15 protein-coding genes are annotated in these 20112 nt (G+C 37.0%); 7 read left to right on the top strand and 8 right to left on the bottom strand.

The features are described from left to right. Positions 1–127: 127 nt before the first annotated feature. Positions 128–3397, top strand: a complete 3270-nt coding sequence (locus tag EO766_RS02050; RefSeq protein WP_074419217.1) for a TonB-dependent receptor — start codon at positions 128–130, stop codon at positions 3395–3397. Positions 3398–3565: 168 nt separating this feature from the next. Further along, positions 3566–6847, top strand: coding sequence for a TonB-dependent receptor (locus EO766_RS02045; RefSeq protein WP_074419218.1), 3282 nt, complete (start codon positions 3566–3568; stop codon positions 6845–6847). A gap of 73 nt (positions 6848–6920) precedes the next feature. On the opposite strand, the gene EO766_RS02040 is transcribed toward EO766_RS02045, so the two are convergent. After that, a complete protein-coding gene (locus tag EO766_RS02040; protein WP_074419219.1) occupies positions 6921–7736 on the bottom strand; it encodes an alpha/beta hydrolase in 816 nt (271 codons plus the stop codon). A gap of 267 nt (positions 7737–8003) precedes the next feature. On the opposite strand from EO766_RS02040, the gene EO766_RS02035 reads away from it, so the two are divergent. The 5 genes from EO766_RS02035 (at position 8004) to EO766_RS02015 (ending at position 13267) form a co-directional block, all read left to right on the top strand. After that, positions 8004–8957 (top strand): ATP-grasp domain-containing protein, encoded by a 954-nt coding sequence (locus tag EO766_RS02035; RefSeq protein ID WP_074419220.1) that lies wholly within the window; start codon positions 8004–8006, stop codon positions 8955–8957. A 41-nt stretch (positions 8958–8998) separates the two neighbouring features. Next, positions 8999–10108, top strand: a complete 1110-nt coding sequence (locus EO766_RS02030; protein WP_074419221.1) for a carboxylate-amine ligase — start codon at positions 8999–9001, stop codon at positions 10106–10108. Positions 10109–10338: 230 nt separating this feature from the next. Next, a complete protein-coding gene (locus EO766_RS02025; RefSeq protein WP_218330606.1) occupies positions 10339–10818 on the top strand; it encodes an RNA polymerase sigma factor in 480 nt (159 codons plus the stop codon). Continuing rightward, positions 10818–12257, top strand: coding sequence for an outer membrane beta-barrel protein (locus EO766_RS02020; RefSeq protein WP_074419222.1), 1440 nt, complete (start codon positions 10818–10820; stop codon positions 12255–12257). Before EO766_RS02025 ends, EO766_RS02020 begins: the two co-directional genes overlap by 1 nt. A gap of 26 nt (positions 12258–12283) precedes the next feature. Further along, positions 12284–13267 carry a hypothetical protein gene (locus tag EO766_RS02015; RefSeq protein WP_074419223.1) on the top strand — a complete coding sequence of 328 codons (984 nt, stop codon included), beginning with the start codon at positions 12284–12286 and terminating at the stop codon, positions 13265–13267. A 26-nt stretch (positions 13268–13293) separates the two neighbouring features. On the opposite strand, the gene EO766_RS02010 is transcribed toward EO766_RS02015, so the two are convergent. The 7 genes from EO766_RS02010 to EO766_RS01980 all read right to left on the bottom strand — a co-directional run bounded on the left by EO766_RS02010 (position 13294) and on the right by EO766_RS01980 (position 20096). Then, the gene (locus EO766_RS02010; protein ID WP_074419224.1) at positions 13294–14253 is read right to left on the bottom strand and encodes a hypothetical protein; all 960 of its coding nucleotides are present in this window, start codon (positions 14251–14253) and stop codon (positions 13294–13296) included. Beyond that, positions 14250–14825, bottom strand: a complete 576-nt coding sequence (gene def / locus EO766_RS02005) for a peptide deformylase (protein WP_074419225.1) — start codon at positions 14823–14825, stop codon at positions 14250–14252. The genes EO766_RS02010 and def overlap by 4 nt, the downstream gene beginning before the upstream one ends. A 57-nt stretch (positions 14826–14882) precedes the next feature. Then, positions 14883–15299 (bottom strand): Holliday junction resolvase RuvX, encoded by a 417-nt coding sequence (ruvX, locus tag EO766_RS02000; RefSeq protein ID WP_074419229.1) that lies wholly within the window; start codon positions 15297–15299, stop codon positions 14883–14885. A gap of 10 nt (positions 15300–15309) precedes the next feature. Beyond that, positions 15310–16233, bottom strand: coding sequence for a UbiA-like polyprenyltransferase (locus tag EO766_RS01995; protein WP_074419226.1), 924 nt, complete (start codon positions 16231–16233; stop codon positions 15310–15312). A 15-nt stretch (positions 16234–16248) separates the two neighbouring features. Further along, positions 16249–16782, bottom strand: a complete 534-nt coding sequence (locus EO766_RS01990; protein WP_074419227.1) for an RNA methyltransferase — start codon at positions 16780–16782, stop codon at positions 16249–16251. A gap of 157 nt (positions 16783–16939) precedes the next feature. Next, positions 16940–19339, bottom strand: coding sequence for an endopeptidase La (gene lon, locus EO766_RS01985; protein WP_218330607.1), 2400 nt, complete (start codon positions 19337–19339; stop codon positions 16940–16942). A 187-nt stretch (positions 19340–19526) separates the two neighbouring features. Next, a complete protein-coding gene (locus EO766_RS01980; protein WP_218330608.1) occupies positions 19527–20096 on the bottom strand; it encodes a porin family protein in 570 nt (189 codons plus the stop codon). Positions 20097–20112: the final 16 nt, after the last annotated feature.

Genomic DNA, 20112 nt, shown 5'->3' with positions numbered 1-20112 from the left:
GTGTTTAAAACAGTTCAAATTTCACCTTAAAACCGGTAAACGTTCATAAAAAGCAACAATTTGTTAATATTTTAATGTGGTTCAACGTAAATAATTCACTTTATTTGCCTCAGAAAAAATTAACATTATGCTTAGTAAAAAACTACTGCGAGCCTTTGTATTGCTGTTATTGTGCTTGCCGGCAACCTTGATTGCCCAGGTAACCACCAGTAGCATTAAAGGTTTTGTAAAAATGTCAGACGGGAAACCTTTAGAAGGTGTTTCCATTACTGCAACCCACATTCCTTCTGGAACTGTTTACAGTACCGTATCCCGCAAAAGCGGTGAATACACTTTACCGAACGTAAGAATTGGCGGCCCCTACAAAATTGAATTTAAATATGTAGGATTAAGGCCTGAAACTGTGGAGGACTTTTACCTGAATTTGGGTGAACCTTACATTGCCAACGTTTCAATGCAGGATATATCGAACAATTTAAGTGAAGTGGTGGTAACATCTCAAGCCCGTAGAATTAACACGGACCGCACGGGAGCTTCCACACAAATTTCTCAACGGCAATTATCTACCCTGCCTACCATTGGCAGAAGCATTACCGACTTTACACGTATTACACCACAAGCCAACGGTACCAGCTTTGCTGGAAGAGACGGCCGTTATAACAATGTGGTAATTGACGGTGCCAACCTGAATAATAATTTTGGTTTAAGTTCTGACCCTTTACCGGGTGGTGGTAGTCAGCCTATTTCATTAGATGCCATTGAAGAAGTTTCAGTAAACATTGCCCCATTTGATGTTCGCCAATCAGGCTTTACAGGTGCCGGTATTTTTGCAGTTACCAAAAGTGGTACCAATACCTTCCATGGTTCAGCTTATGGTTTGTACAGAAATCAGGATTACAATGGTAAAAAAGTAGGTTCTGTAACCTTAACAGACCCGGCTCCTTCTACTAAAAAAATCTATGGTTTTACCTTGGGTGGTCCAATTATTAAAAATAAATTGTTCTTCTTTGCCAACTATGAGCATGAAGAAAATACTTCACCTGGTATTACTTTTTCTCCAACAGGCGGTAGTGGTATTGGAAATATATCACAAACACCCATCGATTCTTTAAAGAAATTTGCTGATTATTTAAAATCGCAATACAATTACGACCCGGGTGCGTATGATAATTTTCCGAATTTTGTTACTGCCAACCATAAATTATTAATTAAGGTAGACTGGAATATTAACAAAGTGCACAAACTCAGTGTAAAATACAATGAGTTGATTGGTACAGACATGAACCCGCTGAATGGCACTAGTATCCCAAACGCTGCACCATTCTCAGTGGTAGGAGGAAGTGGACAAATCAGCCGTTTACCCAATAACAGGTTTAGTTTACGATCAATGGCATTCAGTAATTCAAACTATGGGTTTAAGCATTTGGTAAAATCAGGTGCATTTGAATTGAACTCTAACTTCAACAGCCGCTTCTCTAATCAGTTTATTGCTACCATTACTAAAATACAGGATACCAGAACCATTCCCGGCGGACAAGCTTTCCCTACTATTGATATTTTTAACAATAACGGGCAAAACTATATGTCTGCAGGAACGGATCCTTTTACCAGGAATAATGACGTAATTAACGATATATACAATGCTACGGATAACTTTACCTATTATGCCGGTAAACACACATTAACCTTTGGTGCTACTTATGAATATCAACGTGTAGGCAATATGTTTATGCCGGGTTCTTCCAGTTATTATGCTTTTAATTCTTTAAGCGATTTCATGAATAACCGGGCACCTGCATTTTTCTCTTATAACTTCTCTTTGGTACCGGGCACACCGGCCGTTTATTCTGCCGATTTAAAAATTGGTCAGTTGGGTTTATATGCACAGGACGAGTTTAACGTGAATGATAAATTAAAGATTACTTATGGTTTAAGGATCGATAAACCTGTTTATCCGCAACAACCATTAGAAAATCCAAATATTACGGCTTTAACTTTCCCTGATAAAAATGGTAATCCAACCCATTATAGCACAGGAAAATGGCCCAAAAGCACCTTGTACTTCTCACCCAGAGTAGGTTTCCGTTATAAAATTGATGAAGAGAATATTGTATTTCGCGGTGGTACCGGATTGTTTACCGGAAGAATACCCTTTGTATTCTTAACCAACATGCCCTCTAATAGCTTCATGTATCAGTCTGGTCAGGCAGTGAATAATGCTGCACAGTTGCAGAATTTTTTATTCAATCCTAACCCTGATGCGTATGCCAGCAAATTTAATCCAACACCCGGTACATTACCCAATAATGCCAATATTGTTTTGATTGATCCTAATTTTAAATTCCCGCAGGTATGGCGCTCTAATTTAGCCTTCGACAAAAAAATTGGGAAGGGCTGGTTAATTACTACTGAGTTTTTGTATACAAAAGATGTGAATGCAGTAGTAATGCGTAATGCAAATTTAAAAAATCCGGATGGAACTATTAATGGTATTGATTACAGAGGCAGATTTTCATCTCCAGCGGCCAGAAACGTTTATAGCAATATCAATACGGCTATTGTGTTAGAAAATACCAGTATGGGTTCCAGTGGTTCTGCTACCTTCCAAATTCAGAAATCAGCAGCAAAAGGTTTTTATGGCTCATTTGCTTACACTGCCAGCTTTGCTTCAGAAGTTACCGCCAACCCGGGTGCTCAGGCAACTTCTGTATGGAACAGCAATGCAACAACTGGAACGCCTAATACATTACAATTGGCCACATCATCTTATGTTACACCCCATCGTTTTATTGGTACGCTTTCATACAGATGGGAATACTTAAATCACTTAGCTACTACTGTAAGTATTTTCGGTCAATTAGCCAAACAAAACAATTATAGCTATGTATATGGTGGCGATATTAATAATGATGGGTTAAGTGGTATTGATTTGATGTATATTCCTAAAGATCCACCTCAGGTTATATTTGTACAATCTGGAAGTTCTTTCACACCGGCTCAACAGGCTGCAGCTTTCCAGCAATTTATACAAAACACGCCTTATTTAAACAATAACAAAGGAAAAGATGCAGAAAGAAATGCTGCTTACTTACCTTGGTTAAGCACATTTGACGTGAGAATTTTGCAGGATTTCTACGCTAAAGTGGGTGATAGGAAACACACTTTACAACTTTCTGTAGACATTTTAAATGCCGGCAACCTGATTAATAAAATGTGGGGAGTACGCCAAATTACCACCACTACACAGCCTTTAATTTTTAGAGGATTAGATAGTCAGGGAAGACCCACTTTTAATATGCAAACCTTAAATGGGCAATTGATAACCAAGCCATGGCAAAACTCATTAAGTACATTAAGTACCTGGGGTATGCAGTTAGGTTTGAAATACTTTTTCTAAATTTCAGCTTAATACAAATTAAATTTTAATAAAGAAGCTCCGAATATTTCGGGGCTTCTGCTTTTTAACGGAATATTTGCGCTTTGTTAATAAAACGGTAACATTAGTATAAGGTTGTGTTAAAACTTAACCATCAAATTTGCACCTGAAATTAAAAAATCAAATCACATGCTAAAAAAACTACTACTTATGGTAGCTCTGTTTATCGGAGCAATCAATTATGTAATGGCCCAGGAAACCACTTCCGATGTTCAGGGAAGGGTAACCGATGGCAAAAATCCGGTAGCAGGTGCTGTTGTTACAGCCATTCATCAGCCTACCGGTACCAAATATGTAACCACAACACGTAAAGATGGCCGCTATAATTTGGCCAATATGAAAGTGGGAGGTCCCTACCAAATTACCGTTACTTTTTTGGGTTACAGAACAGAGCAACAAGACAATGTTTTTTTGGTGTTAGGCCAGGAATTTAAAGCTGACTTTTCTTTAACTGAAACCAGTAATCAGCTAAATGCGGTAGAAGTAAAAGGTATAAGGCAAGATAAAGTATTTAATACCGGCCATACCGGCAGCCAGGAAATTATTAGCCGCAGCCAAATTGAACGCTTACCCACCATCAACAGAAGTTTACAGGATTTTACCCGTTTAACACCTTCTGCCAACGGTTTAAGCTTTGGTGGCATGAATAGTTCTTACAACAACATTACAGTAGATGGTGCCAATTTCAATAATGCTTTTGGTCTTTCATCAGTTTTAGGTGGTCAAACCAATTCGCAACCTATTAGCTTAGATGCAATAGAACAAATTCAAGTAAACATTTCTCCCTACGACGTTCGTCAGGGTGGCTTTGCAGGAGCCGGTGTTAACACCGTTACCCGCAGCGGTACCAATCAGGTAAAAGGTTCAGTTTATACCTACATTAGAACCCCCGGATTACAGGGTTATAATGTTAGAACCAATACAGTACCCCGACCCAGTTATACCTATAATTTACGTGGTGCATCCATTGGTGCCCCCATTATAGAAAATAAATTGTTCATTTTTGTTAGTGCTGAACAGGAAAGAATTAGCCAACCTGCTACCACTTTTGTTGCTGCCAAGCCGGGACAAGCGCCTGTACCGGGTGTGGTTTCGCAAGCAGTAGCAGATACTTTAGATGCTTTAAAAAATTTTCTGATTCAAAAATACAATTACAATCCAGGCAATTATCAGAACTATAACTATAATACCTATAGTGATAAATTGACTGCCCGTTTAGACTGGAACGTAGGTAAAAACAGTACATTTACCCTAAAATACAATTACCTCAAATCATATCGCGATATTTCAGCCAGTAACAGTGGTGCGCCAAATGGTAACCGCCAACCCAGTAATACCGGTTTACCTTTTAGTGGCAGTGGTTATAGAATTAACAACAACTTCAACATTGTTATTGGTGAATTAAATACCCGTTTCAGCAATCGAGTATCTAACAAATTACAAGTAGGTTATACCGCTTTAAGAGATTTCAGATCAAGCCTTTCCGGTGCCAACTTCCCATTGGTAGATATCCTGAATGGTTTAGGCCAAAGCTATACTGCTTTCGGTTATGAGCCGTTTACTTACAATAACGTTTTAAATACCAATGTATTCCAATTTTCAGACATAGTAACTGTTTATAAAGGCAACCATGAAATTACCTTGGGAACACAAAATTATATCAAGCGCTTTAAAAATGGTTTTTCGCCCAACTATGCCGGAGCCTACCAATTTAATACTTTAACTGATTTTTATAATAGTGCAATGAATGGTGCTCCTACTGCAGCCAATTATACTTTATCATATGCGCTGACTAAAGATGGTTCTTTCCCATTTGCGCAGGTAGGTTCAAATGAATTGGGTTTCTTTGCACAAGATAAATGGCGTGCAAAAGATAATTTAACCATTACTTATGGTTTAAGATTAGATTTACCCATCTTCACCAATAGCTTCACTGCAAATCCTTATGCCTCTCAATTGGTATTTAGAGATGGTAAAACTTACGATGTAGGTCATAAACCGGACAATAATTTGTTGGTTTCTCCAAGATTAGGTGTTAACTGGGATGTATTTCATGACCACAAAACACAGGTTCGTGGTGGTATCGGTTTATTTACAGGACCCCCACCATTTGTATGGATTAGCAATCAGGCCAGCAACAATGGTGTATTGTTTGGGTCTTTCTTCCAAGCTAAAACCAATCCTTCCACAGGTAAACCCTGGGTATTTAACCCCGATATTAATGCATACAGACCTTCAGCAACTTCGCCCAATACTTCCTACAACTTAGTATTTACAGATCCTAAGTTTAAATACCCTCAGGTAATGAAGTTAAGTGCAGCAGTTGACCAAAAATTGCCCGGAAATATTGTAGCTACATTTGAATATACCTTCTCAAAAGATGTGAATGCAGTGTATTTCCAAAACGTTAACTTACCTTCAACAGGCACACCTTTGGTAGGATCTGATAATCGCTTACGTTATTCTTCTACCAAAATTTGGTCTGGCGCCGGTGGTGCTTCCGTAACCAATCCGAACATTAGCAGTGCAATCTTAATGGCCAATACCAATAAAGGCTATGCTTATACCGCCACCGCACAGTTTCAACGCTCAGTAAAAAACTTAACCACCAGTATAGCTTACACTTATAGCCAGGCTAAAAATGTAAATGATGGCGGTTCTATTGCACAAAGTATGTGGAGGGATCGGCCAACACACGGCGACTTAAACTCTGATGAATTAGGCTACGCAGGTTATTACCAACCACACCGTGTTATTGGTTATGCCCAATACCGTTTTGAATATGGTAAACATTATGCCACTTCAGTAGGTTTGGTGTTTGAAGCGGCTACTGCAGGTGTAGGTTCTTATACTTATCAGGGCGATTTAGTGAACGGTGGTACCGGAGGTAACAGTTCTTTAATTTATATTCCTAAAACACAATCCGATATTGTACTGGTTCCTGTAAATACAGGCGGTGGTACCATTACCGATACACGTACACCTGATATTATCTGGAACCAACTGAATAACTTTATTCAGCAAGACCCCTACATGAGCAAACACAGAGGCCAATATGCTGAAAGAAATGCCATTGTATTACCCTGGTACAAACATGTTGACTTAAACGTTACACAAGATTTTTATGTGAAATCAGGTAAAAACAAACATACCATTCGTTTAACTTTTGACCTGATTAACTTAGGTAACTTCTTAAATCCGAACTGGGGTATTGTTAAAACATTTAATAATACTTCATTCCTGAAATTTGAAGGCATTGCACAATCTGGCGTTAATGCAGGCAAACCAATGTTCTCCTTCCTGTATCAGGATCCTAAAAATCAAATTCCTTATGTAAACAGTTTTCAGGACAATACCGGCATCTTCTCTCGCTGGCAAGGGCAAATTGGTGTACGTTATTTATTTAACTAAGCGACCCAATCCAACACAAATAAAAACCTGTTAGTAAAAAGCTGACAGGTTTTTTTATGAAAATAATTTGACATTATTTACCCCAACCCCATTCTAAAAATTCAATCAAGGCAGTAGCCCAGGTTGCCACATCATGCTTTCCATCTTCAATGATTAAATATTTTATATGTGCATCGGTATAGCCTTTTGCTTTCAATGCAATAATTAAATCAAGTGTATCATCAATACTATCAATTACACCGTTATTATTCCGGTCTGCCGTTTCATCTAAAGTGCCGCATTGCAAAAAAAACTGAAGCCATGGGAAAAAAGCCCCATTTCTTACCTGCAAATGCATCAGTCGATCGGTTTCATCATCATAACCATTGTCGTATGATTTTCTACGCCACCATAAACTACCGCTAAAAACACCCACTTTAGCAAATTCTAAAGCATGGTTCCATACAATATCCAATGCACTTAACCCACCCAATGAAAATCCAGCAAATGCTTTTTCTTTAAAAGATGGTGCATGGTATTTTTTTCGAAGAAACGGCAGTAATTCATCAAAAATAAATTTATGGTATAAACCGGCTTTATCGCCCCTGCCTAAATAATCGGCACTATAGGCAGTACCATATTCGCGTTTGCGTTCTTCCCCACAATAAATACCTATACACAAAACAGGCATCAATTTATTTTGAATATACAGTAGGTTCAATTGCTCCTGTAATGGCATTTTAATTAAATCCTGCCCATCATTCACCAATAACAAGCTCACTTCTTTCAACGTATGAAATTGAGGTGGCATGTAACTATCCACTATCACCTCTCTTTCCAAATATTGAGAAAATAAGGTGCTTTGTTCTACAATTACTTCGGTGGCGTGTTGAATGGTTTCGGTTGGCATATCTTCAAAAATAGTGTATCTAAATCTGCCTTCCCAAATTTCCTTTAAATTGGTTCGTTTTCAAGTTGAATATCAAATAAAATATAATTTGTTGAATCATTAAACCAGGAATAATTTTAGCATACCCCCATCCAAAAAAAATAAAAGCGAAACAATGTTGTTACTGTATTCAAAAATTTACTTATTTTAATGGTACCATCGTTAACTCCATCACTAATATATTTTATACAAGTATTTTTAATCAAATAATTTTTCAAATTTTACATTATGAAAAAAATAGGTATATTGTTTGGAAAAGAAAGAAGCTTTCCCGAAGCCATTATTCAACGCATTAATAGCAAACAAATTCCCAATATAATTGCCGAACCGGTTCATATAAGCAAAGTAATACAGGGCGAAGATGCAGGTTATAGTGTTATAATTGATAGAATTAGTCAGGATGTACCATTTTATCGCGCCTTTCTAAAAAACGCTGCGTTATGTGGTACTGCAGTTATTAATAATCCGTTTTGGTGGAGTGCCGATGAAAAATTTTTTAATAATTGTCTGGCTACAAAAATAAATGTCCCCGTTCCTAAAACAGTTATTCTACCCTCTAAGGAATTGCCAGATGATACGACAGATGCCTCGTTTTCTAATTTGGCCTATCCGTTAGACTGGGACCATATTTTTAGTTATGTAGGATTTCCTGCCTATATGAAACCATTTGCCGGCGGAGGTTGGAAGCATGTTTTTAAATTAGAAAACAAAGCAGAATTTTTTGAAAAATATAATACCACAGGGCATTTGGTAATGCTATTGCAGGAAGAAATTGTGTTTGAAGAATACTACCGTTGTTATTGTATAGGCGGAAAACATGTGCGTATTATGCCTTATGAACCACGCAACCCACACCATTTACGCTATGATGCCCATTTTAAACCATCGGCAGAAAAACTGCAGGAAATGACTGAAATAGTACTCCGTATTAATCAATATTTGGGGTATGATTTTAACACGGTAGAATTGGCACTTCGTAGCGGTGTACCCTTTGCTATTGATTTTTGTAATCCGGCACCGGATGCAGATAAACAAAGTGTGGGTGAAGAAAATTTTGAATGGGTAGTTGAAACAGCTGCCAACTTTGCCATTGAGCGTGCACAAATACAAGAAAACGGAAAAGACAATTTAACCTGGGGTGAATATTTGAAAAGAAGCACTACCAAAACAAAACTATTTTAACAGCATTAACCGGGTAATTTTTAATGATTTAAATGCACCTTATGCCATCTCTTAACTTTCATCAATTTACATTAGGTATTGAAGAAGAATACATGGTAATAGACCCTGTTACCAGAGAGTTGAAAAGCCATGAACAAAAAATTGTTCAGGAAGGGCAAAAGCTATTGAAAGATAAAGTAAAAGCAGAAATGCACCAGGCCGTGGTAGAAGTGGGAACCGACATTTGCAAAAATGCAGCAGAAGCTTTGGAAGATGTAGCTTCACTGCGCGGCAATATTGCTGCTATTGCAAATAGTATGGGTTTGGGAATAGGTGCAGCAGGTACCCATCCCTTCAGCCACTGGAACAGCCAGTTAATTACCGATCACGACCGTTATCATCAAATTGTAAATGAATTGCAGGAAGCAGCCCGTAGCAATTTAATTTTTGGGCTGCATGTACATGTAGGTGTTGAAGATAGAAAAATGGCCATACATATTGCAAATAGTGCCCGTTATTTTTTACCCCACGTGTACGCTTTAAGCACCAACTCGCCTTTTTGGGAGGGCAGGTATACCGGCTATAAATCATTCCGCTCTAAAGTTTTTGATAAATTTCCCCGAACCGGAATACCCGATCATTTTCAAAGCATTGAAGCCTACGAAGCTTATGTTAATCTGTTGATTAAAACCAATTGCATCGATAATGCAAAGAAAATATGGTGGGATGTAAGAGTGCATCCCTTTTTCAACACGGTTGAGTTTCGCATTTGCGATGTGCCATTAAAAATAAAGGAAACCATTGCCATAGCTGCATTATTTCAGACAATTTGTGCTAAATTGTATTTGTTACGTACCCAAAACCTCAACTTCATTTCATACCAACGTGCATTATTGAATGAAAATAAATGGCGGGCAAGCAGGTATGGGATTGACAGTATGCTGATTGATTTTGGTAAAGAAACCGAAGTACCTACCCGACAACTGATTATAGAATTACTCGATTTTGTAGATGATGTAGTGGATGCATTAGATGCACGTGAGGCTTTGCAATACATTCATACAATTTTACAGGAAGGTACCGGCGCCGATAAACAACTTCAGGTATACCAAACTACCAATAGTTTGCAAACAGTGGTCGATTTTATTCAATCCCAATTCCTTTTACGTTAACCTTTATTACCTGCAACTTTCGTCGTACTTTAAACAATCCGGTGTATTTAAAAGTCTATATTTCATTCATTTTAACTGCAATTAGGTAATTTTATGAAAATATCAGATACTTGGGCAGCATTGCTATGTTGTTGGGCATCTGATGATTGTTAACATATATAAACCTGCCCCCGTTGACAGAGTTTGAATTAATTAAAGGTTGTATAAAGCAACAGGCAAATTGCCAGCGTATGCTCTATGAGCAATATGCCGGTAAATTAATGGCTGTTTGTTTGCGTTATGCCAATGATGCCATGGAAGCGGAAGATATTTTGCAGGATGCATTTGTAAGAATCTTTAACTACATCAACCAATTTAAATTTGAAGGATCATTTGAGGGCTGGATGCGAAGAATAACAGTGAATGTGGCTTTAAAATATATTCAGAAAAAAAAATTACAGTTTACCGAAGTAAGTGAGCATCATGATTCAGCAGCTACTATTCCTGCAATGGCTTATAGCCAGTTGGGTGAAGAAGTGCTGCTGCAGCTGATTCAACAATTACCAACAGGTTATAAAATTGTATTTAACCTGAATGTGATAGAAGGATATAGCCATGAAGAAATAGCTAAAATGCTGAATATTAAAGCCAGTACCAGTAGAAGCCAATTAGTAAAAGCCAGAAAAATTTTACAGGAACAAATTATACAATTACAAAAAATTGCTGTGTAATGAATGATCAATTAATGGATGATTTTATCAGAAACAAACTGAAAAATTACTCCGCTCCCGTTCCACCCGATCTATGGGAGAAAATAATGGCTGATACCAATAAAAAGCCCAAAGGCTTTTGGATAAATCAGCACAAAACTATACTTGCCATAGCAGCACTTTTCCTGATATTGGCCGGTAGTCTTGCTTTTTATTTTTTTAATAAAAATGCTTCTTCTATTGATCAAAAATCTACGCTTCAACAAACAATAGTTTCTACCCCTGGTCAATCTAATGTTCACACACACAATTCTCCTGAAAATCAGCAATTAAATGGAGCTGTTTTAACTGATAGTTTGCAAAGTTCAAACAACCTGAACAAAAGTACTTCCAAACTTCCCCAGCATCAAAACAATACATCCAATTCATATCTATCTAAAAATAGCTATTTACCAAACAAGCAGTTATTGCGCCCTCAAAGTACCACCAGCCATAACGCATTATCAGGCCAAACCTTCTCCCCCACATTCAATCGCAATTTACCCGGCTACTCAGATAATAATCAAGATGCAGCAAATAACTTCTCTTATAATCAGGTAAATGCTTTTATTTCATTAAAAAATAATTTATTATATAATACTGGTTCCCTGCATTTACCACCGCTTAATTTACGCCGCATTTTAGGTTTGGATGCCTGCCCTAATGCCAATGGCAGCCAGCGAAACGACTGGTATATTGAATTATATGGTGCGCCGGATTATACCATGAAATCAGTATTAACCAGTGGCGCCAGTGCCAATTACCTGCAGAAAAAAGACAGTAGCGAACGCATGAAAGGCGGCTTTACGTTTGGTGCCAGATTTAGTAAAACCATTGGAGAACACACTTATCTGAAATTAGGCTTGCAATACAGCCAGATGAATGAATTATTTAGCCAGCGAAAAGAAAACGAAACGCAAACAACTACAGTAATTGTACGGCGCACCATTACAACACCACAAGGCAATTCAACAACTATTATGGATACTTCTTCTGTTACTCAAATTGGTTATAGAGTTATCAGAAGTCTCAATCATTATAAAAACTTAGAAATCCCGGTAATGCTGGGTTATGAATTTGGCCGGACCGATGATAACTGGCGTATGGCAGTTAATGGCGGACTCATTTTTGATCTTTCCTCCTGGTACATGGGCGAAACTTTAGATACCAGTTTACAGGTAGTTGCCATCAATAGTAAATCAAACAATGGGGTGTATCAGCATTCACTTACCACCAGCATTTATGGAAGTGTTAGTATTTACAGAAGGCTCTCGGATCTGGTTGATGTATTTGCAGAGCCTTATTTCAGGTATAATCTTTTTGGTACAAATAGTCTTTACGGCGTGAACCAACGTTTTGGTGCCGCCGGTTTAAACATTGGCACCCGCATAAAGTTAAATGGCCGAAGGCAGCATTTATAACCCATTCCATATCTTATTCAGTAACCATGAAAAAAGTATTTTTTTATATATTCATCATTTTCGCAACCATTACAAGTTGTAAGAAAGATTTTTCTGATGAATTTACGCCTTATCAGGGCATGTCGTTTAATGACACAACCTGGACCAATGAGCCTATTAGCAATGACCTTATTGATTCATTGCAAGTGCAATTAGGCTTACCGATGGCTTACTATACTACATTTAATCCCACCCATGATACAGCTTTTTGGCTGAATAATGATATACAACTAAAAATTCCTGCTTATACCAGTGCGTATGTGAGCAATACAGCCAATCCTGTAACAGATCCTGTTTACTTGAGGCTAATTACCTTAAAAGAACGGGGTGATTTTATCAGATATCTGATTTCCACTACTTTTAATCAATATCCACTGGTTTGTGCGGCAGATTTTTATGTGAGTTTCACTTCAAACAATCAGCCCATTGCGATTGCACCTGCTAAACCTATTACCATACAATGGATGGATGATAATGTAAACAACGCCATGCAATTTTATTCGGGATCATCCAACACAGGCGGCCAATATGAAGTGAATTGGCAACAGGACAATAATGGTTCTGTTACACGTTGGGATACTTTGGTAAATGGAATGCACAAAACCGGCTATCGTTTACAATCGCCGCACTTGCAATGGATGGGTGCCAATTATTTAATGGATACCACACAGGCTACTACCAATTTGAATGTAGTATTACCGCTTAATTTTAATAATAAAAACACAATAGCTTTTGCAGTTTTTAATAATGTAAAGTCTGTTATTCGGTTAACACCATCGGCAATTGAAAAAGGCTTTTATACCACTAATCTTCCTACAAATGCCAATATTACCATTGTTAGCATTTCATTGATTAACAATAGTTTTTATCTGGGTACAAATACATTATTTGGGCTCAGTGCAGGTTTGCAAAAATTATACCCTAAAAAAATTAGTGTTCAAAGTTTAAATGTATTTTTAAACAGTTTATAAAGGGTAAGCATTTATTTTTGGAAGTGCTACTTAAAATCGAATAAAGTAGCTGTAAATACTGCACGTTCACGTTTCTTAAATATCACATCCCAATTACCTTTATATCTTAAAACAGCGGGTACTAAAAAATTTTTATAATGTGTCATTTCTACTTCCATGCTTACATCAAAATCGTATACACCGGCTTTATAACTTAAAATATACCTTCTGCCCTGCACTTCTAATGTATTGGTATTAAACCAGGTAACCATTTCATCAACCACTACATCATCTCTTTGCGATGCTGTTAAATCTTCTTTTGGAGTAATGGTAAACACATAACATAATTGATGATGATATTCCTGAATATCTAATCGGTAATCGTATAATTTGTGCGCTTTCTCATCGTATAGATCTAACTTATTACCTATAAAAGGTATACCGGCAATTTTTTTACCGGGATTAAAAAATAACATTTTTAATTGTTCTTTATGCTTATCTATACCACTTTTAGCAGATGTAGAAATTTCATGACCCTTTACAATATTATTTTCGCCGCAAATGGTGCCTTTCGTAAAAAATAAAGCTGCATATAATTCGGGGGTTAGGTAGTTATACTGATGTTTTTTATTGTAGAAATCACCGGTTGTTTTTTCTTCCAGTACATCCATGGTGCGGCAACCATTTACATAATTTTGTCTGATTTTACTATATAATGATGCAATAGTATTACCCGTTTTATCCTTCATTTGTATATCGTTGTAAGCAGAATAACCCAAAATCCGTAAGTTGCGAAAAGCCTTATAAAAACTGGTATCTTCTTTAATTTGTTGCAGTAATTTTTCGTAGTTAAAGTTGGTTCGCACCATTACTTCGGGTAAAGTAAACAGACCCGATTTTCCAAAGCCCACCGTAGTATCTGCCTTTGATGGATGCAAAGTGGTATCCTGAGCGTATACAGATGAAATGCTACAGCAGATTAGTACCAATATTTGTACATATTTCATTTAACAAAAAGCATTTTGTAATCCACTTTCACCTTGCCTTTACTAATATCATTCAACTTGCCTTGCAGTAATTTTTTCTTGAGAGGTTTTAAATAATCAATGAATAATTTACCATCAATATGGTCGTATTCATGCTGAATAATTCTGGCGGTTAAGCCGGTAAATGTTTCTCGGTGTGGTACAAAATGTTCATCCACATATTCTATTGTAACTAATTCAGGGCGTTGAATATCTTCCCGTATTTTAGGAATACTCAAACATCCTTCATTATACACCCATTCTTCTCCATTTAATTCCACTAATCTGGTATTGATAAATACTTTTTTTATACCCGGTTCATCCGGATAGGTTTCATCTTCTTCTTCGCGGTTAGCGAAAATTTGAGCACTATCCATTACAAACAAGCGGATGGGTTTATTGATTTGAGGTGCAGCTAACCCTACGCCATTACTGGCATACATGGTTTCCCACATATCTTCAATCAATGTATACAATCCGTCATAATCAGATGTTATTTCTGCTGCCGGTTTTCTTAATACAGGATTGCCGTATGCAACTATTGGTAAAATCATATACAAAAAGGGAGAAATTATAAATTTAAATACAACTGCAAAGATAATTGAATGTGGCTACATAGCCCTTTCCTGCAGGTAAGTTTGTAACATAATGGTGGCAGCAATCTGATCTATATTTTCTTTGATTCTTCTTTGTTTTTTCTTCATGCCCATTTCTACCATGGCTCTCGATGCCATTTTAGAAGTGTATTGCTCATCTACAGTTTTTACGGGTATTTGCGGAAAATATTTTTTTAGCTGTTCGATTGCTTTTAACACCAATGGGGTTGCATGGGTAGCTGTTTGGTCTAAATTATAAGGTTCTCCAATTAAAATCAGCTCTACTGGTTCTTTGGCTATATATTCTTTTAAAAAAGAAAATAATGTTTGTGTAGGAATGGTGGTTAAAGGCGTAGCAATGATTTGCAATGGATCGGTAACAGCAATGCCGGTTCTTTTTCCTCCATAATCAATACAAATAATTCTGGCCACAATTTCATTTTTAAAAAATAAATAAATCGGCAATTACAAAAACACTAAACACCACACTGGCAATACCATTGGCAGTCATAAATGCAATATTTACCCTGCTTAAATCATTGGGTTTAACAATGGAATGCTGGTAAAGCAACATACCTGTAAAAAGCAAAATTCCTATCCAATACAACCAGTGAAAATGACCATAATAACCGGCCAATATTACACAAGCAGCACTTAAAAAATGTAAAAACGAGGAAATACGTAGTGCGGCAGCTTTTCCAAATACAGCAGGAATGGAGTATAAATCCTGCGATTGATCGAATTCTATATCCTGTAAGGCATAAATTACATCAAAGCCACTTACCCAAAATATTACTGCAAATGAAAATAAAACAGGCAGCAGGTTAAAGGTTCCGGTTACTGCCAGATAAGCCCCAATTGGTGCCAATGAAAGCCCTAAACCCAGCACTAAATGGCATAATGCAGTAAACCGTTTGGTATAACTGTAAAATAATACTACAAAAAGCGCTACCGGTGCCAAATAAAAACAAATTTTATTGATGAAATAAGTTGTACCCATAAACAAAAGGCAATTCAGCAAAACAAATCTTAGCGCACTTTCAGGAGAAATAATGCCTTTGGGAATTTCGCGAATGGCGGTACGTGGGTTGCGTGCATCGAAATGCCGGTCTAAATATCTGTTAAATGCCATTGCAGCATTTCGGGCAGTAACCATACATATTATTACCAATAAAAATTTTTCCAATACATACTGATTACTAAAATAGCTGTGTTGTATAATTGTTTTATTATTGCCAACTTCCTGAAACATATTAGATGTTTTCCGGTGTATTACACCAAGAAAAAAACCAATGAATGCAAAAGGCATGGCAAAAATGGTATGAGAAAACTTTACGAGACTTAAATATTTTTTTACCTTATGCATAAATTTTATTTTCTTTTAAAATGATTGGATTTTCTTCACCAGCTCCCATAAAACAATACCGGCTGCAACAGATACATTCAGTGAATGTTTGGTTCCCCATTGTGGAATTTCAATACATCCATCGCACAAACTTAATGCATCTTCACTCACCCCTTCTACTTCATTTCCCAGTACAATAGCAATTTGGGTGTTTGAAGTTATTGCAAACTGCTGTAATGATATACTTCCTTTAGCCTGTTCTACACCCCAAACGGAATAGCCTAAACTTTTCAATGAATGAACTGCGGCGGAGGCAGTTGGCACATACATCCAGTCTACCGTTTCCGTAGCTCCCAAAGCTGTTTTATGGATATCCCGATGCGGTGGTTGAGGAGTATAACCGCAAATACAAATTCCTTCCATTAAAAACGCATCGCAGGTTCTAAAAATACTGCCCACGTTGTGCATACTGCGAATATTATCTAAAACAACAATCAATGGGTGTTTAGCAGATGCTTTAAATTCCTGAACCGACTTGCGGCCCAATGCATCCATACTTAATTTTTGCATATGCAAATGTACATAGTATGTATGCTTTGAAAAGATGAGCAATTAAAAAGTTCCCCCATAAATATGAAGGAACTTAACCCTTAAAACAACCAACATGAAAAAATACAATAAACAACATAATTAATGGTTGTTTTGTTCATGCGGCTGGCTACATATTTTATACCAATGCCAAATCAAGCACTTGTTGCATGGTTTTAACATAATGAAACTGCACACCGGTTATAAAATTGCTATCTATTTCCTGTACATCTTTTTCATTCTGCCAACACATAATAATTTCTTTAAGACCGGCTCTTTTTGCTGCCAGTACTTTTTCTTTAATACCTCCTACTGGTAATACCTGGCCACGCAAAGTTATTTCACCTGTCATAGCTAAATAAGGTTTTACCTTTCGGCCGGTAAATGCTGAGGCTAACGATGTAAGCATGGTAATACCGGCACTTGGCCCATCTTTTGGTGTTGCGCCTTCAGGTACATGTACATGCACATTATGGGTAGTAAAGGCACTCATTTCAATCCCAAGTTTTTTGGCGTTGGCCTGTAAATAAGTGTAGGCTGTGGTGGCACTTTCTTTCATCACATTACCCAGATTGCCGGTAAGCTTCAATTCTCCTTTTCCTTCACTCAGTACTGTTTCAATAAATAAAATATCGCCGCCTACATAAGTCCAGGCTAAACCTACTGCTACACCGGGCATATTCGCCATTTTGTATATTTCATTATTATAGCGCTGCGGACCTAATATTTTTTCAATATCTGCTAATGAAACCGATAGTTTAATTTTATTTTTTGTAGCCAGTTCCTTGGCTTCATAGCGCATAACGGAGGCTAATTGACGGTCTAATTCTCTTACGCCACTTTCACGTGTATAGTTTTCAATAATTTTTTCTAAAATCTTATCACTGAATTTCAGATTTACTTTTGCTAACCCATGCGCTTCCATTTGTTTTGGAATGAGGTGTCGTTTGGCAATTTCAACTTTTTCTTCAATGGCATATCCACTTAAATCAATTATTTCCAACCTGTCGCGAAGTGCGGGTTGTATGTTTTGAATATCGTTGGCAGTAGCAATGAACAATACCTTGCTTAAATCATATTCCAATTCTAAATAGTTGTCATAGAAACTGTTGTTTTGTTCGGGATCCAATACCTCTAACAATGCAGAGGATGGGTCGCCGCGAAAATCGTTACCAATTTTATCAATTTCATCTAAAATCATTACAGGATTAGATGTTTTGATTTTTCTGATATTCTGAATAATTCTCCCTGGCATAGCACCAATATAGGTTTTCCGGTGCCCTCGTATTTCACTTTCATCGTGCAGACCACCTAAACTTACACGCACATATTTTCTGCCTACTGCATGGGCTATACTTTTACCTAAAGATGTTTTACCAATTCCGGGAGGGCCAATAAAACAAAGAATCGGGCTCTTCATATCGCCTTTTAATTTGAGCACGGCCAAATACTCCAGAATTCGGTTTTTTATTTTTTGCATGCCATAATGGTCGGCATCTAAAATTTTTTTGGCATTTTTTAAATCGTAATTATCATCGGTATATTCTCTCCATGGTAAATCAAGCAATAAATCTAAATGATTGTACACCACAGAATAATCGGGTGTACTGGGATGCATTCTTTCTAATTTCTCAATACCAGATTTAAACATGGCTTTGGCAGCTTCAGGCCATTTTTTGGCTTCAGCTTTCTTTTTCATTTCAGCAATTTCTCTTTCATTGGGATCGCCGCCTAACTCCTCTTTAATGCTTTTAAGTTGTTGCTGTAAAAAATAATCACGTTGTTGTTTATCCAGTTCTGTTCTGGTTTTTGTGGTAACCTTATTTTTCAGTTCTGCAAACTGCAATTCTTTGTGTAAAATACCGGTTAATTTCTCTGCCCTTATTTTGATGTTTTCAAGGGATAACAATTCCTGCTTTTCTGTAATAGAAGTATTTAAATTGCTGCTTACAAAATTGATGAGAAAGGAAGGATTTTCTATATTTTTTAAAATGATAGAAGCCTCGGTAGGTAAATTGGGAGACAACTGAATAATTTCTGTTGCCAGATCTTTAATAGTACTGATGTATGCATCAAAATCCGGGTCATTTAAAACCGGTTGATCTTCTAATAATTGTATTTGGGCTTTAAAAAATGGTTCTTCGGCTATTACTTGCATTAATTCAAACCTTTTTTTACCCTGAATAATGATGGTTGTCCCACCATCGGGCATTTTAATCAGTTTCAAAATTTTTGCAACTGTACCAATTTTACACAAATCTTTTACCGCAGGATCTTCTACTTCGGTATCGTTTTGTGCCAATACGCCAATCAGCTTATCGTTTTTATAAGCTTCATTTACTGCCTTTATGCTTTTATCCCGCCCTACTGTTATGGGCAATACCACCCCCGGAAATAATACTGTGTTTCGTAAGGGTAACAAGGGTAAAGTATCGGGAATTACAATTTTTTCTTCTTCACCTTCCCGTTCATTAATGGCAATGATGGGCATAAAATCATTCTCGTCTTCTGCTGAAAAAAGAAATTTGTTTTTGTTCATACACTACAATCTATGGTAAAAAGTCATTTTGTCACTTACAACCAATAAAAATGATTTATTTATTGGCGTATGTTTGGGGCAATATTAATGCCATTGGCAACAAAGATGGGCAAACGGTACAAAATGGCGCAAAAAAATGGCATACCCGGTAAGATATGCCATGCCATGCATTATGCAGAAATTTACATTAAAACCTAAATCCCATACCCATTTGTATTTGCTGACTTTTCCAATTATTTTGATTACTTACATCGTTCAAATTATTCAAACCTACCGCATAACGACCATAAATACGCAATACGTTAAAATTCAACTGCACGCCTCCAACCATGGCAAAATCGCCCGATTTAAAAGCATTTTGCCCATTCACCAACAAGTTGTCATTTTTATTCAGCAGTATACCAAATTGCGGCCCAAGATTGAAGGTTACCAATTTTCCAACATTATAGCGCAACAATACCGGAATGGTTAAATAATCTAATTTAATATTTTGATCGGGCGGAAAAATACCAGAAAATGTGGCTGATTTTGTGGCAGATTGGCTCCAGAGTAATTCCGGCTGAATACCAAATTTTTTATTAAAATCTATTTCGGCAAAACCACCCACCTGATACGACAATTGAAAGCCCTGATCAAAAGTTTGCCCATCAATCTTAGTTAAATTACCGCCTGCTTTAATACCGGCTCTAAAACCTTGCGCCTGTGCTATGGCCGTTAAACAAAACACACCAATGGTTAATACTATTATTTTTTTCATAAATGATTGTTTTACA

Origin of the sequence: Hydrotalea sp. AMD (assembly GCF_004100315.1) — a bacterium.
GTDB classification, from domain to species: domain Bacteria; phylum Bacteroidota; class Bacteroidia; order Chitinophagales; family Chitinophagaceae; genus Hydrotalea; species Hydrotalea flava.
The sequence above is the reverse complement of the archived record's forward strand: the minus strand, read 5'-3'. Positions and strand labels throughout refer to the sequence as shown.